General features: G+C 71.3%; 19 protein-coding genes. 6 read left to right on the top strand and 13 right to left on the bottom strand.

Annotation, left to right across the window (positions count from 1 at the left end; genetic code table 11):
- Nucleotides 1-51: 51 nt before the first annotated feature.
- The 10 genes from HNR67_RS35015 to HNR67_RS34970 form a co-directional block, all read right to left on the bottom strand.
- Entirely contained in the window at nt 52-1,791 is a 1,740-nt protein-coding gene (locus tag HNR67_RS35015; protein ID WP_185006937.1) for a PHP domain-containing protein, read from the bottom strand.
- 38 nt (nt 1,792-1,829) lie between these two features.
- The gene (locus HNR67_RS35010; protein WP_185006935.1) at nt 1,830-2,597 is read right to left on the bottom strand and encodes a class I SAM-dependent methyltransferase; all 768 of its coding nucleotides are present in this window, start codon (nt 2,595-2,597) and stop codon (nt 1,830-1,832) included.
- Complete coding sequence (locus HNR67_RS35005; protein WP_185006933.1) at nt 2,594-3,781, bottom strand: MAB_1171c family putative transporter; 1,188 nt, start codon at nt 3,779-3,781, stop codon at nt 2,594-2,596. Before HNR67_RS35005 ends, HNR67_RS35010 begins: the two co-directional genes overlap by 4 nt.
- A complete protein-coding gene (locus tag HNR67_RS35000) occupies nt 3,759-4,289 on the bottom strand; it encodes a hypothetical protein (protein WP_185006931.1) in 531 nt (176 codons plus the stop codon). Before HNR67_RS35000 ends, HNR67_RS35005 begins: the two co-directional genes overlap by 23 nt.
- 64 nt (nt 4,290-4,353) lie before the next feature.
- Nucleotides 4,354-4,827 carry a hypothetical protein gene (locus HNR67_RS34995; RefSeq protein WP_185006929.1) on the bottom strand — a complete coding sequence of 158 codons (474 nt, stop codon included), beginning with the start codon at nt 4,825-4,827 and terminating at the stop codon, nt 4,354-4,356.
- 456 nt (nt 4,828-5,283) lie between these two features.
- A complete protein-coding gene (locus tag HNR67_RS34990; protein ID WP_185006927.1) occupies nt 5,284-5,916 on the bottom strand; it encodes a lytic polysaccharide monooxygenase auxiliary activity family 9 protein in 633 nt (210 codons plus the stop codon).
- 120 nt (nt 5,917-6,036) lie between these two features.
- Nucleotides 6,037-7,062 (bottom strand): class I SAM-dependent methyltransferase, encoded by a 1,026-nt coding sequence (locus HNR67_RS34985; RefSeq protein WP_185006925.1) that lies wholly within the window; start codon nt 7,060-7,062, stop codon nt 6,037-6,039.
- Between the two features lie 5 nt (nt 7,063-7,067).
- Nucleotides 7,068-8,897 carry a class I SAM-dependent methyltransferase gene (locus HNR67_RS43920; RefSeq protein ID WP_221490157.1) on the bottom strand — a complete coding sequence of 610 codons (1,830 nt, stop codon included), beginning with the start codon at nt 8,895-8,897 and terminating at the stop codon, nt 7,068-7,070.
- A 109-nt stretch (nt 8,898-9,006) separates the two neighbouring features.
- On the bottom strand, nt 9,007-9,411 hold the full coding sequence (locus HNR67_RS34975) for a hypothetical protein (RefSeq protein ID WP_185006923.1): 405 nt from the start codon (nt 9,409-9,411) through the stop codon (nt 9,007-9,009).
- Between the two features lie 255 nt (nt 9,412-9,666).
- Nucleotides 9,667-10,377, bottom strand: coding sequence for a helix-turn-helix transcriptional regulator (locus HNR67_RS34970; protein ID WP_185006921.1), 711 nt, complete (start codon nt 10,375-10,377; stop codon nt 9,667-9,669).
- 85 nt (nt 10,378-10,462) lie between these two features.
- On the opposite strand from HNR67_RS34970, the gene HNR67_RS34965 reads away from it, so the two are divergent.
- Entirely contained in the window at nt 10,463-10,852 is a 390-nt protein-coding gene (locus HNR67_RS34965; RefSeq protein ID WP_185006918.1) for a VOC family protein, read from the top strand.
- A gap of 187 nt (nt 10,853-11,039) precedes the next feature.
- On the opposite strand, the gene HNR67_RS34960 is transcribed toward HNR67_RS34965, so the two are convergent.
- From HNR67_RS34960 to HNR67_RS45985, 3 genes are all read right to left on the bottom strand, one after another.
- Nucleotides 11,040-11,693 carry a LuxR C-terminal-related transcriptional regulator gene (locus HNR67_RS34960; protein ID WP_185006916.1) on the bottom strand — a complete coding sequence of 218 codons (654 nt, stop codon included), beginning with the start codon at nt 11,691-11,693 and terminating at the stop codon, nt 11,040-11,042.
- A gap of 15 nt (nt 11,694-11,708) precedes the next feature.
- A complete protein-coding gene (locus HNR67_RS34955) occupies nt 11,709-12,350 on the bottom strand; it encodes a class I SAM-dependent methyltransferase (RefSeq protein WP_185006914.1) in 642 nt (213 codons plus the stop codon).
- Between the two features lie 234 nt (nt 12,351-12,584).
- Nucleotides 12,585-12,719 carry a hypothetical protein gene (locus HNR67_RS45985; RefSeq protein WP_281403268.1) on the bottom strand — a complete coding sequence of 45 codons (135 nt, stop codon included), beginning with the start codon at nt 12,717-12,719 and terminating at the stop codon, nt 12,585-12,587.
- Nucleotides 12,720-12,975: 256 nt separating this feature from the next.
- Here HNR67_RS45985 and HNR67_RS34950 point away from each other — a divergent pair, with 256 nt between their 5' ends.
- From HNR67_RS34950 to HNR67_RS34930, 5 genes are read left to right on the top strand one after another with little or no spacing between them, the layout of a single operon-like run.
- A complete protein-coding gene (locus HNR67_RS34950) occupies nt 12,976-13,761 on the top strand; it encodes a Rossmann-fold NAD(P)-binding domain-containing protein (RefSeq protein ID WP_185006912.1) in 786 nt (261 codons plus the stop codon).
- A gap of 32 nt (nt 13,762-13,793) precedes the next feature.
- The gene (locus tag HNR67_RS34945; RefSeq protein ID WP_185006910.1) at nt 13,794-14,807 is read left to right on the top strand and encodes a TOMM precursor leader peptide-binding protein; all 1,014 of its coding nucleotides are present in this window, start codon (nt 13,794-13,796) and stop codon (nt 14,805-14,807) included.
- Nucleotides 14,804-16,171, top strand: a complete 1,368-nt coding sequence (locus HNR67_RS34940; protein WP_185006908.1) for a YcaO-like family protein — start codon at nt 14,804-14,806, stop codon at nt 16,169-16,171. The genes HNR67_RS34945 and HNR67_RS34940 overlap by 4 nt, the downstream gene beginning before the upstream one ends.
- A gap of 17 nt (nt 16,172-16,188) precedes the next feature.
- Entirely contained in the window at nt 16,189-17,013 is an 825-nt protein-coding gene (locus HNR67_RS34935; protein WP_221490155.1) for a SagB/ThcOx family dehydrogenase, read from the top strand.
- Between the two features lie 2 nt (nt 17,014-17,015).
- Nucleotides 17,016-17,627, top strand: coding sequence for a CPBP family glutamic-type intramembrane protease (locus HNR67_RS34930; protein WP_185006904.1), 612 nt, complete (start codon nt 17,016-17,018; stop codon nt 17,625-17,627).
- Nucleotides 17,628-17,630 lie beyond the last annotated feature (3 nt).

The raw sequence follows: 17,630 nt of genomic DNA, 5'->3' as shown, positions 1-17,630 counted from the left end.
CAGGCAAACGATCACCGGCCGGGAGGTGGCCGCGCGGTCCCGCTTCGGCACTCACACCGGCACCGCCCAGATCGGGTTGGTGTAGAACCACAGGTCCTTCCACGGGTCCGCGTCGTGCGGGACGTCCATGGCCGGTCCGTGCGGGTCGACCGCGGCGCCGCGCAGGCCGACCGCCTGCCGGTTGCCGTCGGTGCCGCGCACCCGCAGGTACAACGGCCCGTCCAGGGCGCCGATCCGGTAGACGAAGTGCACCTTGCCGGGCTGGCCGCCGACCTCGAAGGCCTTGACCACCTTGGTGTCCGGGGCGGTGGAGGCGTCCCGGTCGGTGACCGGCCCGGTGACCTTGCCCTGGATGACGTCCACCCTGGCCAGCTTGGGCACGAAGTGCGCCCAGTTCGGCAGCCGCGCCTGGTCGATGGTGATCACCAGTTCCAGCGGGGTGCCGCGGCGGGCGGTGAGGGTGCCGCCGAGGGTGGCCTGGTGCTGCAGGCCGTGCCCGGTGGTGCGCAGCTGGATGTCCAGGCCGGCGATCAGCGCGCCGTGGTCGACCCAGACCCGCCCGGCCCGGATGCCGTTCATCACCGCGCTGTAGCTGAAGTCGGTGGCCCCGACGTGGGTGCGGGTGTAGTAGCCGGGGAAGAAGTCGACCTCGTTGAGGTCGGGCGCGCCGCCGTGCACCGGGTCCGGCCACTTGCCGTCGCGGTCGAAGTCGCCACCCGGCCCGCGTACGGCGGCGTCGGCGTAGATGGTGTGCGAGTCGGAGTTGGCGGTGATCCACCACGGCTTGCCCTCAGCGAGGAGGCTGTCCCAGACGCCGCCGACGGTGGAGGTCATCCAGTCGAAGCCGCCGTAGGTGCGGAAGGACTCCAGGGGGTAGCCGGGCCAGGAGTCCGGGCCGGGGGAGGCGTCGTAGTAGCCGCGGAACAGGCCGGGGCCGTGCGGTTTGGGGATGCCGGCGGCCTGGTGGCCGGGCGCGCCTTCCATGCCGACGGCGATGTGCGGGGCGGCGTCCCGCCAGTTGCGCAGCTCGTGCGGGGAGTCCCAGCCCTTGCGCGCGGGGTGGTTGGCCAGGAACAGGATGTCCTCGACCCGCTTGCGCTTGACCGCGTCGGCCAGGAAGTTGACCCCGGCGATGGCCAGCGTCTCATTCGCCGGGGTGCTGCTGAGCGCGTTCTTGAGGATGCCGTCGTAGTTGTTGACGAACTCCTTGAGCACGGCCACCTCGCCGTCGCCGCCGGGGTGCACGATCACGGTGCCGTGCTCGGCGGCGGGCACGTTCCACTCCATGCCGTGGAAGACCAGCGTGTCCGGCACGTCCTTGCGGGCGGCCAGGATGTCCGGGTGGATCTTCTCCACGCCGATCCGGGCGTGCGTGGTGCCGCCGTGGTCGGTGATCACCATCCAGTCCAGGCCGTAGTTGCGGCCGTGCCGGACCTGGTCGATCACCCGGTAGCGGCCGTCCAGGCTGTACTGGGTGTGGATGTGGTGATCGCCTGCCAGCCACTGGTACCCGGCGCGCGGCTGGCGGGGCTGGGCGCGGTCCGGGTCGGCCGCGGCGGCGCCGGCGAGCACCGTGGAGCCGGCCAGTCCGGCGCCGAGCAGGCCCGCGCCGCGCAGCATGGTGCGGCGGGAGAGCTGGCCGGGGCTGAGTTCGGTGTCCGGGATCGAGGTGTCCACGGCCAGGTCCGGCCCGGCGCCCTCGTGCTCATGGTCGTGATCGTGGCCGTGCGCGTGGTCCTGGCCGTGGCCGTGCCCATGGCCGTGTCCGTGACCGTGGTGGTGGTGACCCATCTGCTGACTCCCCAGTGCGTGAAACGGTGGTGCGGGGGTCAGCCGGTGACGGCCCGCCCCCATACCGAGATCGTGAACTGTGGGATGTCAATGAAGGTAGAGCTGTTCAACAATCTCTCAAATTCGTCCATTTCGGACTGCTCGATCAGCCCGTCGGCTAGCATCTTGGGCTTGACCTGTGCCACCAGCGGCCGCCACCGGTCCTGGTCCAGGTTGCCCATGCGACCCAGGGTGCCGGTGTAGCCGATCTCGCCGAGTCCGCTGGCCGCCAGCAGCGCGGGCAGGCCGCGGGCCCAGTGCAGATCGGCCCCGTGCCCGGCGTAGACCCGCTCGTAGGCGGCCATGATCCGGCGCACCACCGGGAACGGCGAGGTCTCCGCCGGCAGCTGGTAGGGGTCGGTGACCACCAGGTAGCCGCCCGGTTTGAGCCAGCCCGCCGCGCGGCGCACGATCTCATCGCGTTCGGGCAGGTGACAGAGCACGTAGCGGGCGTGCACCAGGTCGAACCGGCCCGGCGCGTAGGCCGGATCGGTCAGATCGGCCTCCTGGGCGGCCGCGCCCAGGTCGGTGAGGTGGCGGATGTCGATGTCGTTGGCCAGCACCCGCCCGAGCGGACAGCGTTGCGTCAGCCAGCGCGCGATGGATCCGGCGCCCGCGCCCAGGTCCAGGCAGTCCCAGTCCGGCCGGGGGTCCAGGGCCTCGATGACACCGATGGTGCCCGCGTCCGCGGCGTTCTGGATCGAGGTCAGCCGCCCGTGCTCGGTGGGGGAGTCCTTGCCCAGCGCGCTGTCGGTGTACCGCGTCATGCCCGCTTCCCGGCGTTGTGGTCCGATCCGGCCAGGTCGAAGGTGGCCACCCACGGCTGTTCCCGCGCCTGGGCCACCGACAGCAGGAAGTCGATCTCGCCGGGCAGGCCGTCACCTGGCAGCTGGGCGGCGTCCAGTGGGTTCGGATCCGGTTCCACCCCGGCGTTCTTGGCCCGCCGGGCGGCGGCCAGCCAGCAGGCGGTGACCGCGGCCTGCCGATCCTCCTCCGGCACCCCGTTGGCGATCACGTGCGCCCGTGCCCGCTCCACCGTCTCCGGGCTGACGTAGTCGCGCAGGATCAGCATCGCGTCCCGGATCTCGATCACCCGGCGGTACAGCCGCAGGTAGGTCGAGTGCGGGGTGCCGAGAAGGTCGCGCGGGCGGGCCTGCGGGCGGGACAGCGCCACGTGCGGCACCTCCTCGATGAGGTCCCGCCACAGCGGCCACAACCGCCACAGCCAGCGCATGTTGCGCAGCATCTGCCCGGTGTCGAGCACCAGCGGCAGCGCCGCGCCCGCGGTCATCAGCACCCCGGTGATGCCGATGTTGAGCGCGGAGTACTGGCCCAGCCAGCGGGCGCCGGTGAGCAGCACGTAGAGCATGGTCAGCCAGAAGAACGCGGAGACCGCGAAGGCCGCGGCGAACAGGCCGAGCCCGATCCGCAGCGAGCGGTCCTGCTTGGCCTGGTGGGCGTAGCGCAGGCACAGCAGCATGCACGGGATCTTGGCCACCAGGTGCGCGGCGATGATGATCCACCAGAACGTGGAGTACCACTGCGCCTGGTTGGTGGTGACGCAGCCCTCGTCGTTGGGGAAGACGGTCAGGTTGAGCGCCACCAGGGCCAGCAGCACGGCCGCGGTGCCGCCGTAGACCAGCTTGGCCCGGCGCACCCCGATCGCGGCCAGCACGAAGTCCAGCACCAGCGCGGAGCTGAACACGCCCCACAGGTTGGTGAACAGCCCGCAGCCGGCGATCACGATGCCCGGCAACGCGTTCAGCGCCGAGAGCACCGGCGCGAGGTAGATGGTGATGGAGCCCGCCATGCCCACCACGGCGAGCAACAGCATCCGCTGCTGCCGGGACCTCCTGGCCGCCGGGATGCGCAGCAGGATGACCACCCACATCGCCAGCACGCCGTAGAGCTGGATCTGGGTGCCCAGTTCATAGACCGAAATTGTCTCCACGCCCCTTGTTGCGGATCCCCAGTGCGGCTTCGAGTTCCCCCAGGGCCCCGCTCGTGGCGGACGAGGCGGTGCGCGTGCCCGCGGCGGTGCGGATCAGGCTGGCCACCAGTTCGGCCTCCTGCTCCTGCTGGCTGGTGTAGTTGGTTCGCGCGAGCAGCCGTTCGATCAGTTCCGGGCTCAGATCGGGCAGGAACTTCGCCAGCGACACCTGGCCCCCCTCCTCGGCGGCCTCGTGGTCGCAGAGGATGTGCCCGATCTCGTGCAGGATGATGTGTTCCCGGTGCAGCGGGGTGGTCTTCTCCTCGACGTAGATCTCGTCGTGGTCCTCGGTGGCGATCCACAGCCCGCAGGCGTTGACCACCATGCCGTTGGGCAGCGCGAGCAGGTGGATCGGCCGCCCGCGCTGCGCGGCCAGCTCGTCCACCAGCGCGTCCACCGAGAACGGCACCGGCAGGGTCAGCCCGTCGACCAGCGCCTGGCATCTCTTGCGGATCTGCCGAGTGGTCATCGCCTCGCCATATTTTCCGATGGGACACCTGCGGAACGAGCAGTCGTGCCTCATACCCGGGCGGCTATCCGTCTGATTCTGGTCGCCGGTCGCGGCCGGTGTCCAGTGGCGGCAACCGCTCGATCTTGCGGGCCTGGGTGAGCATGGTCAGGATCGAGTCCAGCGTGGCGTCGGAGAGCCCCTCCGCCCGCAGCGCTATGGAGCGGACCTTCTGGTTGCGCAGCGCCAGCGCCAGTTCGAGCTGGGTGTCGATGCGCGCGGCGACCTCGTCGTTGAGGAAGTACTCACTGGGCACGCCGAAGAACTCCGCCAGCGTGGCCAGCGTGCCCTGGGTGAGGTTGCGCTTCTTCCCGGTGGCCAGCTCCCACAGGTAGGTGTTGGAGATGGAGGACCGGGTTTTCTCACGGATCTCCTGCGCCAGCTTGGCAAAGCCAGGACGCGTGCGCTTGTCCGGGTACAGCGTCGCGATCAAGTGGTTGATCTTGCGCGCGAGCTGCCCCGCCTCGGGTTCGAGCCCCTCGTTCCGGCCGGGATCCATACGAAACGTTCCTCGATGTCGGTGGCGGAGTCGACCTCTGAATCGTCCGCCATGGCGAATCAAGAGTACGTCTCGATTGTTCACATGTCCGCCAGGGTTGACAACCCGCCCGTTGGAGAGCGTACGCTAATACCGCAAGGACATCCGCTCAAGCGGATAGCGGGAGAACGAGGGGTACCTGGGGGTCTTCTCTGTTCACGGCGATCCCGCGGCAGTGCAGCGACCGCGTCCGACACCGTGGTTCGCTGGTTCTGGGGAAGGAACCGCTGTGCCCGGGGTGCGAGGGAAGGCACAGCGGTTTCTCCAGAGTTCCTCCGTCGCCGGGGGCCGTTCGGGTGAGGTGTCCCCGGTCGGTGTGAATCCTGGCTGATCCGTCCGCTCGGTTCCGGCGCGTTCGCGCCTCTGCCGGGCTGAGCGGGAACCGCTGTGCCCCGGCGGGCACAGCGGCTGTCCGCACTAGCGGAAGTTCACATCCGAGCAGGTGTAGAAGGCCTCCGGGCTGTCCGAGCGCTGCCAGATCGAGTAGATCAGGTGGCGGCCGGACTTGCCCGCCGGCAGGCGCGGGTTGAGGTTGTAGCTGCCGTTGACCAGGGGCGGGTCGGCCTGGGTGTGGAAGCGTTCCAGGTCGGACCACTGGAGCGGGGCGGCGGGGTTGTAGCCGTTGCGGGTCACGTACAGCTCGAAGTGGCCGCGGTGCGGGACGGCCGCCCGGTACTGCCAGCCGACCGAGGCGCCCGCCGTCAGCTGGGTGGTGGCCCAGTCGGAGCGGGTCAGGTCAAGGCCGCGGTACTTGTCGCGGCCGGCGCTGCAGAGCCTGCCGTTGGGGATGAGGGCTCGGTGGTTGCCGGCGGCGTTGGCCAGGTTGACCTCGTGCCAGTCGTAGAAGGCCTGGGTGCCGCCGGTGGCCACGGCCGCCTTGCACGCGGCTGAGGTGGGGTTTTCCGGGTTCTCGTGCCAGCGGCACTGGTAGGACCGGCTGACCGGGGACAGCATGGTGCCGTGCGCCGAGGCCGGCAGGGCGCCGAACAGGGTGAGCAGCATGGGCAGCAGGGCCAGCAGGACCAGCCCGCGCCTGGGTGTTCTCGTCATGGTCTCGTCCTTCGATCTCAGGGATGCTCGAAGGTCCCCCACGGCGGCGGAAGGGCAGGGAGACAACGATTGCCATGCTGTCTGGTCTAGTCCAATCGCGACAGGGCTGACTGGAGTAGTTCAGTCCTTGCGGGCCAGCATCCGGTAGGCGCTGTGCAGACCGCGGAACCGGGTGAGCGGGCCGAGCACCCAGGACACCAGCGCGGCCGTGGCGAGCACCGGGATGGCCAGGGCCAGTGCGGCGGCGCGGAGCACCCGGCGGAGACGGCCTGCCGGGGGCAGCCAGGGGCGGTCCGGGCGGGGCAGCAGCCGGAAGGTGAACTGGATGAGCACGCCCACCAGGGCGTGGCTGGCCGCCGGGCGGTCGGTGGTGTCGCCGAGCACGGTGAAACCGAGTTCGGTCAGCGCGGTCCGCAGATTTTCCCTGGTCACGAAGTGCAGGTGCTGGGGCTGCATCCAGCCGACCCACCACTGTCCGGCCAGCCTGCCGTAGCGCGATTCCGGGTCGGGCACCTCGATCAGCAGCAGGCCGCCGGGGCGCAGCACCTCGAGTGCGGTGGCCAGTTCCAGCCGAGGGTCGGTGCTGTGCTCCAGGTAGTGGTGCATGCTCACCACGTCGTAGCGTCCGGCCAGTTCCGGGGCCAGCGCGGCGAACTCACCGCGGTAGGCCCGGCGGATCCGGCCGTGCCGCCGCGCGAGGTCCACGCCCGCGCCGAAGTCCAGACCGTCGAAGTGGGTGCCGGGCAGCGCCTGCCGCGCGGTGTGGCAGAAGTGGCCGTGCCCGCAGCCGACGTCCAGCCACTCGGCCGGGTCGGCGTGCGTGCGCACGATCTCGGCCCGCTCCCGGTAGGCGCGGGTCTGCTTGGCGAAGACGGCGCCCATGGTCTTCTCCCCGAGACCGTCGTAGAAGTCGCGGTAGTAGAAGGCGAGTCCGGCCGGGGACAGGCCCGGGTTCTGGAAGACGTGACGGCAGTCGGTGCAGCGGTCCACCGTGAACTCGCCGGGCTTGCCCTGGATCAGGTCGGGGGAGCGCAGCAGCAGCGCGATCCGGGTGGAGCCGCACCACGGGCAGGTGGCCCGGCGCGGTTCGAAGAACCGGGCCAGGCCCTGCGCCAGTTCGACGGTGTAGGCCGCCCGTCTGTCCATTGTGGTCAGTCCCGCCGGGCGATCACGCGATAGCCGTTGCACAGCCGCAGCTTCTCGGTGGCCGGTTCGATGAGCCGGTCGCCGATCACCGCCGCCAGCAGCAGCGGGGCGGCCGCGGTCAGCGCCGCGCCCCTGGCCGCCCGCTGGAGCAGGCCGGGCGCGCGGTCGTGCCAGGGCTGGTTGGAGCGCGGCGCGAACCGGTTGGCCAGCAGCCAGGCGGCCACCGTCAGGTCCGGCGCGCCCGCCTCGCGGTGCTGGGTGCCGACCACGGTGAAACCGAGTTCACCGAGTTTGGCCCGCAGGTTGTCCACCGGGTACATGTTCAGGTGCTGCGGCTGCACCCAGCCGCCCCAGTAGCGGCCGAGCAGGGTGCTGAACCGGCATTCCGGGTCGGGCACCTCGATCACCAGGTGGCCGCCGGGTTTGAGCGCGGTGTGCGCGGCCCGCAGTTCGGCCACCGGGTCGGTGACGTGTTCCAGGTAGTGGAACATGCTGACCGCGTCGTAGGCGCCTGCCATGCTGGGCGCCAGGTCGGGGAAGAAGCCGCGGTAGGCGCGGTCGATCCGGCCGCGCCGCTGGGCCAGTTCCACTCCGCTGCTCAGGTCGATGCCGTCGAAGCTGGTCTGCGGCCAGATCTCCTTGGCCTGGTTGCAGAAGTGCGCGTGCCCGGTGCCCACGTCCAGCCAGCGCTCGGGTTTGGCGTGTCCGGACAGCGCGCGGGCCTGGCTGAGGAAGTAGGCCCGGCGGGTGGCGAAGACGGACTGGACGGCGTGCTCGTTGAACCCGTCGTAGACGTCCCGGTAGTAGAACTCCAGTCCGGCCGCGTTGAGCCGCGGGTTCTGGAAGACGTGCCCGCAGGAGACGCATTCGTCCAGGACGAACCGGCCGGGTTTGTGCGTGTGCAGGTCGGTGCCCAGCAGTCGCCGTCGCAACTCGGTGCCGCCGCACCACGGGCAGTCCCGGCGGGGCGGCTCGAAGAAGCGGCCGAGTCCGGCGGCCATGTCCTCGCGGTAGGCGATCCGGCTGGTCTCGATCGCGGCGGCGCGCTGGGCGCGGACCCCGGCGGTGCCGGTCAGCGTGCGCACCAGCCTGCCGGGTTCGGCGATCACCCTGGTCAGGCTGCCGCGCACCAGGTCGGCCGGCTTGAGCGTGCGACTGCCAGCGAAGACCGCCAGGGGTTGCGCCGACCAGGCCAGCAGCAGACCCGCGGCCCATCTGCGGCCGGTCAGCGCGGTGGCGGCCAGTGCGGTGAGCACCGCGGCGCGCAGGATGACGTGCAGTTCCAGGCCGGCGCCGTGCACGGCGTGCTGGATCGCCGGGTCCTGTTCGCGCACCTCGGCGCTGGCGGCCAGGCCGGGGGCGACGGCGAAGGCGGTGTCGGCCGGGGCGCGCAGTTTGATCTCCAGCGCGGCGGTGGCCAGGTCGGCGCCGTCCGGGCGAGCGGGTACGCCCACCTGGTCGAGCAGGCCGGGGTCGGCGGCGATGGCGTGCGCCGCGGTGCGCCCGCCGGCCAGCCGGTTGCCTCGGTAGGTGGCCGGATCGACGTCCCGGAGCAGGTCAAGGGCCTGGGCCAGGGTCAGGTCGGCGGGCACCAGGTCGAGCGCGGCGAGCTGTTCGCGCTGCCGGTACGCCTCGGCGGCGGCCAGGGTCGACTGGTCCAGCCGCACCCCGTGCGCGACCGCCACCCGCCCGTCGTCGAGGGCCGGGGTGGCGGGCTGGTCCCGGAGCACCGGCAGCGCGGCCAGGCGGCGGCGCAGTTGTGCGGTGTCGGCGGCGAGCAGCCCGACCACGGCGGCCTGAGCCAGGCGGGCGATCCAGCGGCGACGACTCGGCATGATCACGATCCTCAACCGCGACTCGCGGGATCCCGATCTGCGGGGGCGTGTCGCGGCAGGTTACGCCCGATCGAGTCGTGCCAACCGTCCACAGTGGATACTGCGAGGTCTAGGGCTCCTGGAAGACGACCTGGGGGATCGGCGCGGCCGAGCGGGAGGACTGGGCCGGGGGCGGCGGCGCGAACTGCGGCTGGGAGACCATGGACTGCCGCGGCCGTTCCACCGGGGCGGGCTCGGTCAGCACCGGCGCGACCACGACCGGCTTGTCCGCCACCGGCTTCTTCTCCGCGACCGGCTTCTTCTCCGGCGCCGGAGCGGATTTCGCGTCGATCGCGTTGCGCGCGGCGGTGATCCACAGTCGCAGCATGTGCTCGTCCCGGCTGCCCTTGATCGTGACTAGCAGACCGGAGAAGGCGCTGCGCAGCTTGGCCGCCAGGGCGGGGCGCTCCCGGATGACCGTCCACAGCGGATGGTTCGCCGGAAGACGGGCCGCGGCGAGGCGCTGGGCATTCACACGGAGTTCCGCGGTGGGCAGTTCAGCCCATGCCACAACGGTCTCGGCATCAAAGGTCACTGGATCAACTCTCTCAGTTACCGTTCCCACCTGCGGGCAGGTGCTCCCGAGATCGGGGAGATGACACCATTCTGGCAGAAACCACACCGGGGCGGCCACGAACGGCACGCCGATTCACCGATGTGACGCGAAACTTGTTGCCCGATAGGGCATTTCCGGCAGGGTCCCGCGCACTTCGGGCACACCGGGTGTCGATCACGCTACCGTCCGGCCTGAGCTGGGCGGATGTCCGGCCAGCCGGCTGAACTCGCGGCTGAGGTGGGCCTGGTCGGCGTACCCGTGCGCGGCGGCCAGATCGGCCAGGTTGCCCTGGTTGTCGCGCAGAACTCGCTGGAAGCGCAGGATTCGCGCGAGTGTTTTCGGACCGTATCCGACCGCGGCGGTGATCCTTCGCCGCAGGCTTCGTTCGGACACGCCGAGCCGGTCGGCCAGCGCCATTACCGATAATGGCGTGGGCACGTCAAGAGCCCGGCTGGCTGTCATCACGATCGGATCCAGTTCACCGCAGTGTGCGAGCCGTCCGGTGGCGATCCGCTGCACCAGTCCGCCGATGGTCGGCACATCGGGTGATCCGTCGAACTGTTCGGCCAGTCCGCGGACTCCCCACAGATCCTCGACGTCCACGGTCCGATCGCGCAACTGTTCGGCCGGTATTTTCCCGAGCAGCAGCGAACCGGCCCCCGGCCGCAGCCGCAGTCCCACCAGCAGTCCGCCGGGGCGCAGCCGGGCCAGCCGCCAGGCGGTGTCCGGGCCGGTGACCACCAGGCGACCGTCCAGCCACAGCAGGTCGAGGCAGCCGTCCGGGACCACCCGCTGGACGCGCGGTCTCGGGCCGTGGTCGGTCCACAGGCAGCTCGCGTGCGCGCGCAGCGCGGCGGCCGGGTGGTACTCCCGGTATCCGCTCATCGCCCGCCCTCCACAGTGGCCGTTTCGTTCAAGACGGTAACCCGCCGGGCCGCCTAGCGTGGGGCCGACGTTGAAGGAGGAACGGATGAAGGCACGTTTCGCCGTGATCGGCATCGTGGTCGCGGACATGGCCAGGTCGCTGGCGTTCTACCGGGAGCTGGGCCTGGACCTGCCCGCCGCGGCCGATGCCGAGGGGCATGTGGAGCACGTGCTGCCGGGCGGGGTGAAGCTGGCCTGGGACACCGAGGCGACCATCGCCTCGTTCACCCCGGACTTCACCCCGCGGGCCCCCGGCGGCAGGCTGAGCCTGGCTTTCGAGGTCGACGGCCCGGCCGAGGTGGACACGCTGCACGAGCACCTGGTCGGCCTGGGCCACCACAGTGAACTGGCGCCCTTCGACGCGTTCTGGGGCCAGCGCTACGCGGTCGTACTGGACCCCGACGGCAACGGCGTGGACCTCTTCGCCGCCCGCTAGGCAGGCGGCCAGCACCCCGGTCCGCGATCCGCCGGTGTGTTGGCCGTTCTTGTACGCCGTGTTGGCCGTTGTCGTACACAGTGTTGGCCGAACTGGTACGCCCCTCGGCCAACACCCCGTCCATAACGGCCAAGACACCGTCCAGTTCGGCCAACACACCGTACGAGAACGGCCAACACGGTGTGGGTCAGTCCTCCAGGGCGATGCTGTTCTGGCGTAGGGCGATGGTCACCGCGGAGGTGCGGTCCTGGGCGGAGAGTTTTTTGAAGATGCGCCGCCAGTAGGTCTTCACGGTCGCCTCGCTCACCGCGAGTCCTTTGGCGATCTGGGCGTTGGTGTGTCCGGCGGCGGCGTGCCGGAGCACGTCGATCTCGCGCAGGCTCAACGGCACCGTGCGTCGAGGGGTCCGGGCGGCCATCGCCATCCGGGCGGCCACCGCGGCGGTGAGCGGGGTCTGCCCGCTCACCGCCGCGCGCATGGCCTGCACGATGTCCCGTGGTGGCGCGTGCAGGGACACACATCCGTTCGCCCCGGCGAGCAGGGCCTGCAGCACGAAGGCGCTGTCCTCGGTCTCGGTCAGCACCAGCACCTTGGGCTGGTGCCGCAGCGTGGTCACCGCGCTGAGCAGGTCGACCCTGGTGCACAGGGCCGCGCTGGCCAGCACCAGGTCGGGTCGCAGGCGCTCGATCTCGGTCAGGGCGCGCTGGTCCTCGGTCACCTTGCCCACGACCAGGAGGTTGGGGCATTCCAGGATCACCGCGGCCAGGCCGAGGCAGACCACCACCCGCCGGTCCAGTACGACCACCCGGCGGGGCCGGGGGCCGGGTTCGTTCAGGTCCATGGCTGTCGCGCCCGGTCAGGCGGGTCCGGCACTTCGGCGCAGCAGCAGGTGCAGCGCGATGGCGGTGGCCGGATCGCCGGTGGCGAAGCCGTTGAAGTCGCCGGTGCGGATCTCCGCGGTGACCCCGGCGACCGCGGTGAGCTGTTCGGCCAGTTCCGCGGCCTCGGTGGCGGAGAGCGAGGCGGTCACCTGGTCACGCAGGTAGTCCCGTTCGGCCTCGGTGGCGGCCGCGGCCAGGAACGGATCCAGGGTCGCCGGGTCCAGTGCGGCCGGCCGGATCAGGTCGACGACGTAGCAGAGGCCGCCGGGGGCCAGGAGGTCCAGCACGGCGGCGAGTTCGGTCACCGGATCGGTCCACAGGCCGAGGCACAGGTGCACCAGGACCAGGTCGGCCTGGCCGATCCGGGCGGCCGCGGCCGAACCGGGCAGCTCACCGGCGGCCAGGGCGAACAGTTCCGCGCCGGTGTCGGCCAGCCGGGTCCGGGCCGCCTCGATCGAGGGGCGGTGCGGGTCGAGGCCGAACAAAGCGCTGTCCGGGAGTTGTTTGGCCGCGATTTCCAGCATTGTTCCGCCGCCGCAGCCGACGTCCAGGACCCGGTCCGGTGTGCGGCCGAGTTCGGAAATGCCGACGGACAGCGCGACACATGCCGAGATCATTGTTTCGCGTTGGTCATAGGTGGTGCTGACCGGGGATAGACCGGGATCGGTGAACCAGCGTTGGGCGTGCCGCCGATGGCCTGCGCGCCCGGCAATTGACGACGGCGTCCGAGTATGACTGAGCATGCCGCGTACTCCCCCCAGGAGTCCGTGAACGGTGGCGGCGGAACTGCTTCCGCCGCCACCGGAGTGTACCCGCCGATCGGCCTGGGAAAGCGGCCGATCAGGTGGAGATCAGCCGCCGCTGCAGCAGCAGCACGGGATCGTCGAGGTACAACGGGCCGCCGTCGGCTCGAACAGGTTCGACTCCTGGCCGTGCGTGGTGATGGTGATCGAGGGGATCTCGACCTTGTTCAGAAGTTCCTGCATGACAGTTCCCTCCAGTGGTGAAGAAAGTGCGCCGGTATTGCGGTGCAGACCATATCCGCAACCGGGTGGAATAGGGCAAGACATCTGTTGGGGTGCGGAAAGAGTCCACTTTCGACGGGTCGATCGCTGTCTTTCGGTGGAGGCCCGTGTACCCCTATCGGTTGACACGCAATGTCTCATGCTCTGTTGTTCGCCGACAGTCATTTCGTCTAGGTTTGCGCCATCGCCAATTCTGGCCGGAAGAATTGAGGGGGCCATGGCAGAGAATAGAACTGCCATATTTTATGCCGGCGACCGGGTGCTGCTCCGGCGGGCGCTGGCCGAGGCGGCTGGCACGACCTGCGTGGACACCCCCGCCGCGGCCGGGCTGGCCGTCGTGGACGCCGGTTCGCTGAATCAGGAAGACCTCCGGTTGCAGGTTGCGGCCATTGACCCGGCCCTGCCCCGGGTGGTGCTCTCCCCGCGCGCGGCCGAGCTGGCCCCGGCAGGCACCTTCCCGGCGGTGCAGGCCCAGGCCGAGGCGGCCGCCCTGGCCGGGGCCGTGGACACCGTGGTGCTGCGCTGCGCCCTGCTCGGCCAGGACCTGGTCAGGGCCTGCGTGCACGGCACCGTCGAGGGCACCCTCTACAGCACCTGCGAACCGGCGGGCACGGCCTGGCTGGACGCCGCTGACCTGGCCGAACTCATCGCCGTGCTGGCCGCCGACCCGGCCAGGCGGGGCGGCAGGGCCTACGAGGTGACCGGCCCTGAGGTGCTCGGCGTGCCCGCGGCGATCGCGCTGCTGGCCGGGATCGCCGAGGCGCCCCGCAGGCACGTCTACCTCCCCGAAGAGGCATACCTGCACGCCCTGCGGCGGGCCGGGATCGACTCCCCGGCCGGGGAACGCCTCGGCCACCACCTGGCCTGGGGCTCGGCCAAGGCCCGCCGCTCGGTGTCCCCGGTGCTGGAACGCGCGCTGGGCCGGGCCGGGAGGCCCCCGTCGGCCTACCTGTCCGCGGCCTGGCACGCCTATCAGTCCGAGTCGGCCGCGGCCCGCGGCTGACCACCCGATCGTCGTACTCAAGGAGGTTCACAGTGCAGGGTTCGAGCACGGACGGATCCGCCTCGGCCAGCCGGGCGAGCTGGCGCACCGATCCCGGCACGCGGGTGCTGGCCGCGGGGGAGGATGTCCTGGTCAGGGCCGGGGACGCGGTGGTCAAATGCGCGGGCACCGGCCTGTTGCCGCTGGTCGCGGCGTTGCTGGAACGCACGGACGGCGGGGTCCTGGAACCGGTGCTCTTCGCCGACCTGGACCAGGACCAGCGGGACCGCGCGGACGCGGTGATCGACCACCTGGTCGAGGCCGGGCTGCTCATCGAGACCGGCGCGCCCGGCACCGCCGACCCGGTGGTGCTCGGCCTGTGGCGGCGCTCCGGCCAGGCCGTGGAACGGGCGGTGATCGCCGAGCGGCTGCGCACGGCCACCGTGCGGATCAGCGGCGGCGGGGCACTGGCCACCCGGATCCGGACCGAGGTCGCCGCGGCGGGACTGGCGGTGGCCGGTGAGGACGATCCGGCCGCGGTGACCGTGGTGGTCGGCGAACACGAGGACGATCCGGTGCTGGCCGACTGGAACGAGCAGGCCCTGGCCGACCCGGACCGCGGCCCCTGGCTGGCGGTCACCCCCTACGACGGCGAACGCGCCACGGTCGGGCCGTGGATCCTGCCGGGTGAGTCCGCCTGCCACCACTGCTACCGGCTGCGCCGGGCCTCGGTGTTCCCGGACACCGGACTGTCCGTGGCACTGCCCCAGGCCCGCTGGCTCGGCCCGCGCCTGGACGCCGCCGCCTGCGCGCCCGGCCTGGTCGCGGTGCAGACCGGCCTGGTCCTGGACTGGTTGCTGGAGTACCTCGCCCTGGGCGAGCGCAGTGCCCAGCTGGTGCCCGGCGGGATCAGCACGGTCGAACTGGACCTGTCCGGGCTGCGGGTGGGCAGGCACCGGGTGCTGCGGGTGCCGCGCTGCCCGCGCTGCGCGCCCGGCCGGGAGACCGGACATCCGCAGGTCTGGTTCCACCAGCTGCGCCCGGCCGGAGCGGAGGGGCAGGCATGACCTCGGCCACCGGCTACCGGCCCGGCGCCGGTGCGGATCGCTGGACCAGCACCGCCGAGGCGGAGGCGGCGATGGCGATCTACCTGTCCCCGCTGACCGGCATCGTCCGCCGGGTGCACGAGCGCATGCACGATGTGGACGACCTGTACGCGCACTCCATGGGCAGCGAGACCTGCGATTCCCGGCTGCTGCTCGGCGCGCCCTGCAACAAGGGCAACGGCGGCTGGGACGCCAGCCACACCGGGGCCAGGCTGGCCGCGATCGGTGAGGGCGTGGAGCGCTACAGCGCGGCCTGGGTGCCGGAGGAGGCGTTGCGCTACGGCAGTGCCGAGGAACTCACCGACGCCGGCCTGACCTGCCTCCAGCCCGCGCAGCTCACCCTGTTCGCGGACTGGCAGTTCGGCCGGACCGGGTTCCCCTACGTGCCCTTCACCGCGGCCACCCGGCTGTGGTGGACCGAATCGCGGCGGCTGCACGACGGCGCGCCGGTGTGGCTGCCCGCGCAGCTGACCTACCTGCGCAACAACCTGCCCGACGACAGCCGGATCGGCTACCCCACCAGCAGCGGGCTGGCCTTCGCCAACACCCCGGCGGAGGCGGCGGTCTCCGGCATCCTGGAACTCGTCGAGCGGGACGCCTTCATGCTGGCCTGGCACCACCGGCTGTCCCTGCCACTGCTGGACCCCGGCTCGGATCCGGCACTGGCCGAGCTGATCCGGCGGCACGCCACCCCGTCCGGACTGGACTTCCACCTGGTCGACCTGAGCGTGTTCACCGGCATCCCGGCCATGCTCGGCGTGGTCCGCAACCGGGCCTCCGAACTGGCCCCGATCGGCCTGGGCGCGGCGGCGGCGGGCTCACCGCGGCGGGCGGCGGCCAAGACGCTGTTCGAGGCGTTCAGCACCCGCACCTGGGCCTGGGCCCAGCAACGCGAGGGCCAGGTGGTGGCGCCGCACGGTGACTACGACAAGACCGTGCGCGACTTCGAGGACCACGTCGGCCTCTACACCTCCGCGGAAATGGTGCCCGGCACCGAATTCCTCACCGCCAGCCCGCACCGGCGCGCCCTGGCCGAACTGCCCGCACTGCCCGACGGCACCCCGGGACAGCTCCTGTCCGGACTGGTGTCCACCCTGGCCGAACAGGGCGTCGACCTGCTCGCGGTGGATGTCACCAGCCCCGATGTGCGCGAGGCCGGTGGGCATGTGGTGAAGGTGTTCTCCCCGCAGCTGCAACCCCTCGATGTGGGTTTCCAGCAACGAATGCTGGGCGGCAGGCGGCTGCGGGAGCTGCCCGTCGCACTCGGCCTGACCGGCCAGGTGGACACCGAACACCTCAACCCGCTGCCGCATCCGTTTCCCTGACCTGGGGGTGAATGTCCGTGACCGACAGCAGCATCCACGGTTCCAACGTCCTGGATATCGTCTACACCGACGGTGTGCCCGGCGTCGACGACCCGGCGGAGAACTACTTCCAGGCGTCCAAGCTCTACAACGCCTCCCTGCCATGGGACGTGCCGGGCGTGGTCGCCCTCGAACAGTCGGCCGAGCTGCGGGAGATGGCCGCCCGCTCCGGCCGCTGGTACGCCAGCCGACCGACCGTGCCGCTACCCGAACCCGCGCCGCTGACCGCCGATCTGGCCCGGGTACTGGATTCCCGGCGCAGCGCCAAGGGTTTCGGCGGCGGCGAGGTCGGCCTGGACGTGCTGGCCGGGGTGCTCCAGCGCACCTATGGGATCAACCGGTGGCAGGGACACCAGGGCTTCCGGCCCACCCCCTCCGGCGGCGCGCTCTACCCCCTCGACCTGTACGTGGTGGCCAGGCGGGTCACCGGGGTGCGGCCGGGGCTCTACCACTTCGATCCGTTCCGCGGGGTGCTGGCCGACCTGGGTGAGGTCGACCTGGACGCCTTCGACAACTGCGGCAACCAGGCCGAGATGTCCGGGCAGGCCGCCTTCGGCCTGATCCTCTCCGCCAGTTTCTGGCGGTCCCGGTTCAAGTACGGGCAGCGCTCGCTGCGGTTCGTGCTGATGGAATCCGGGCACCTGGCGCAGAATCTGCTCCTGGTCGCCACCGGTTACGGGCTGCCGAGCAGGCTGATCGGCGGCTTCGACGATGATCCGCTGACCGCGCTGCTGCCCGACCACAACGGGGTGGACGACGCGCCGGTGTACGTGGTGCTGATCGGCACACCCCCGGCGGGCTAGCGATGTGGCCCGTGCTGGCCGGGCTGCTCGGCCACCTCGGGCTGCCGTGGCTGCTGCTGGTGTTCGGGCGGGGGCTGGGCAGGCACGGCGCGGCGGTCTACGACTGGGGCACCGTGCTGTGCGCGCTGCCGGTGCTGACCCTGCTCAGTCCACAGTGGACCGGAATGGGTCTGTTGTGGACAGTGGTGGCCGCGCTGGCCGGGGTGGTGTTGCCGCTGACCGCGGCCCGGCTGGCCGGGAAGCCGTTGTCGTTGGCGGGCAAGGCGTTGCCCGGCGGGGAGCTGGCGCGGCTGACGTTGTGCGCGGCGGCCGAGGAGCTGCTGTGGCGGGCCGGGGCACCCGAACTGCTCACCCGGTTCGGCCTGCCAGCCCCGGCCGCCACCGGGCTGGCCCTGGCCGGGTTCGCCCTGCTGCACCTGCCCGGCGGCGGCCCGCGCCGACTGCCGTACCACCTGGCCTCCGGCGCGGTGTTCACCGCGGCCGCGGCCACCGGCGGACTGGCCGCCGCCATCGCCTGCCATCTCACGCACAACCTGACCCTGGCCACCGCCGTGCCACGACGCCCACCCGCCCCGGCGGCCAGGGCGCTACCCGCCGTCAGTGACTGGGAGTAGAGG

This window comes from Crossiella cryophila, assembly GCF_014204915.1.
GTDB lineage: Bacteria > Actinomycetota > Actinomycetes > Mycobacteriales > Pseudonocardiaceae > Crossiella > Crossiella cryophila.
This window is presented reverse-complemented; position numbering and strand designations above follow the sequence as displayed.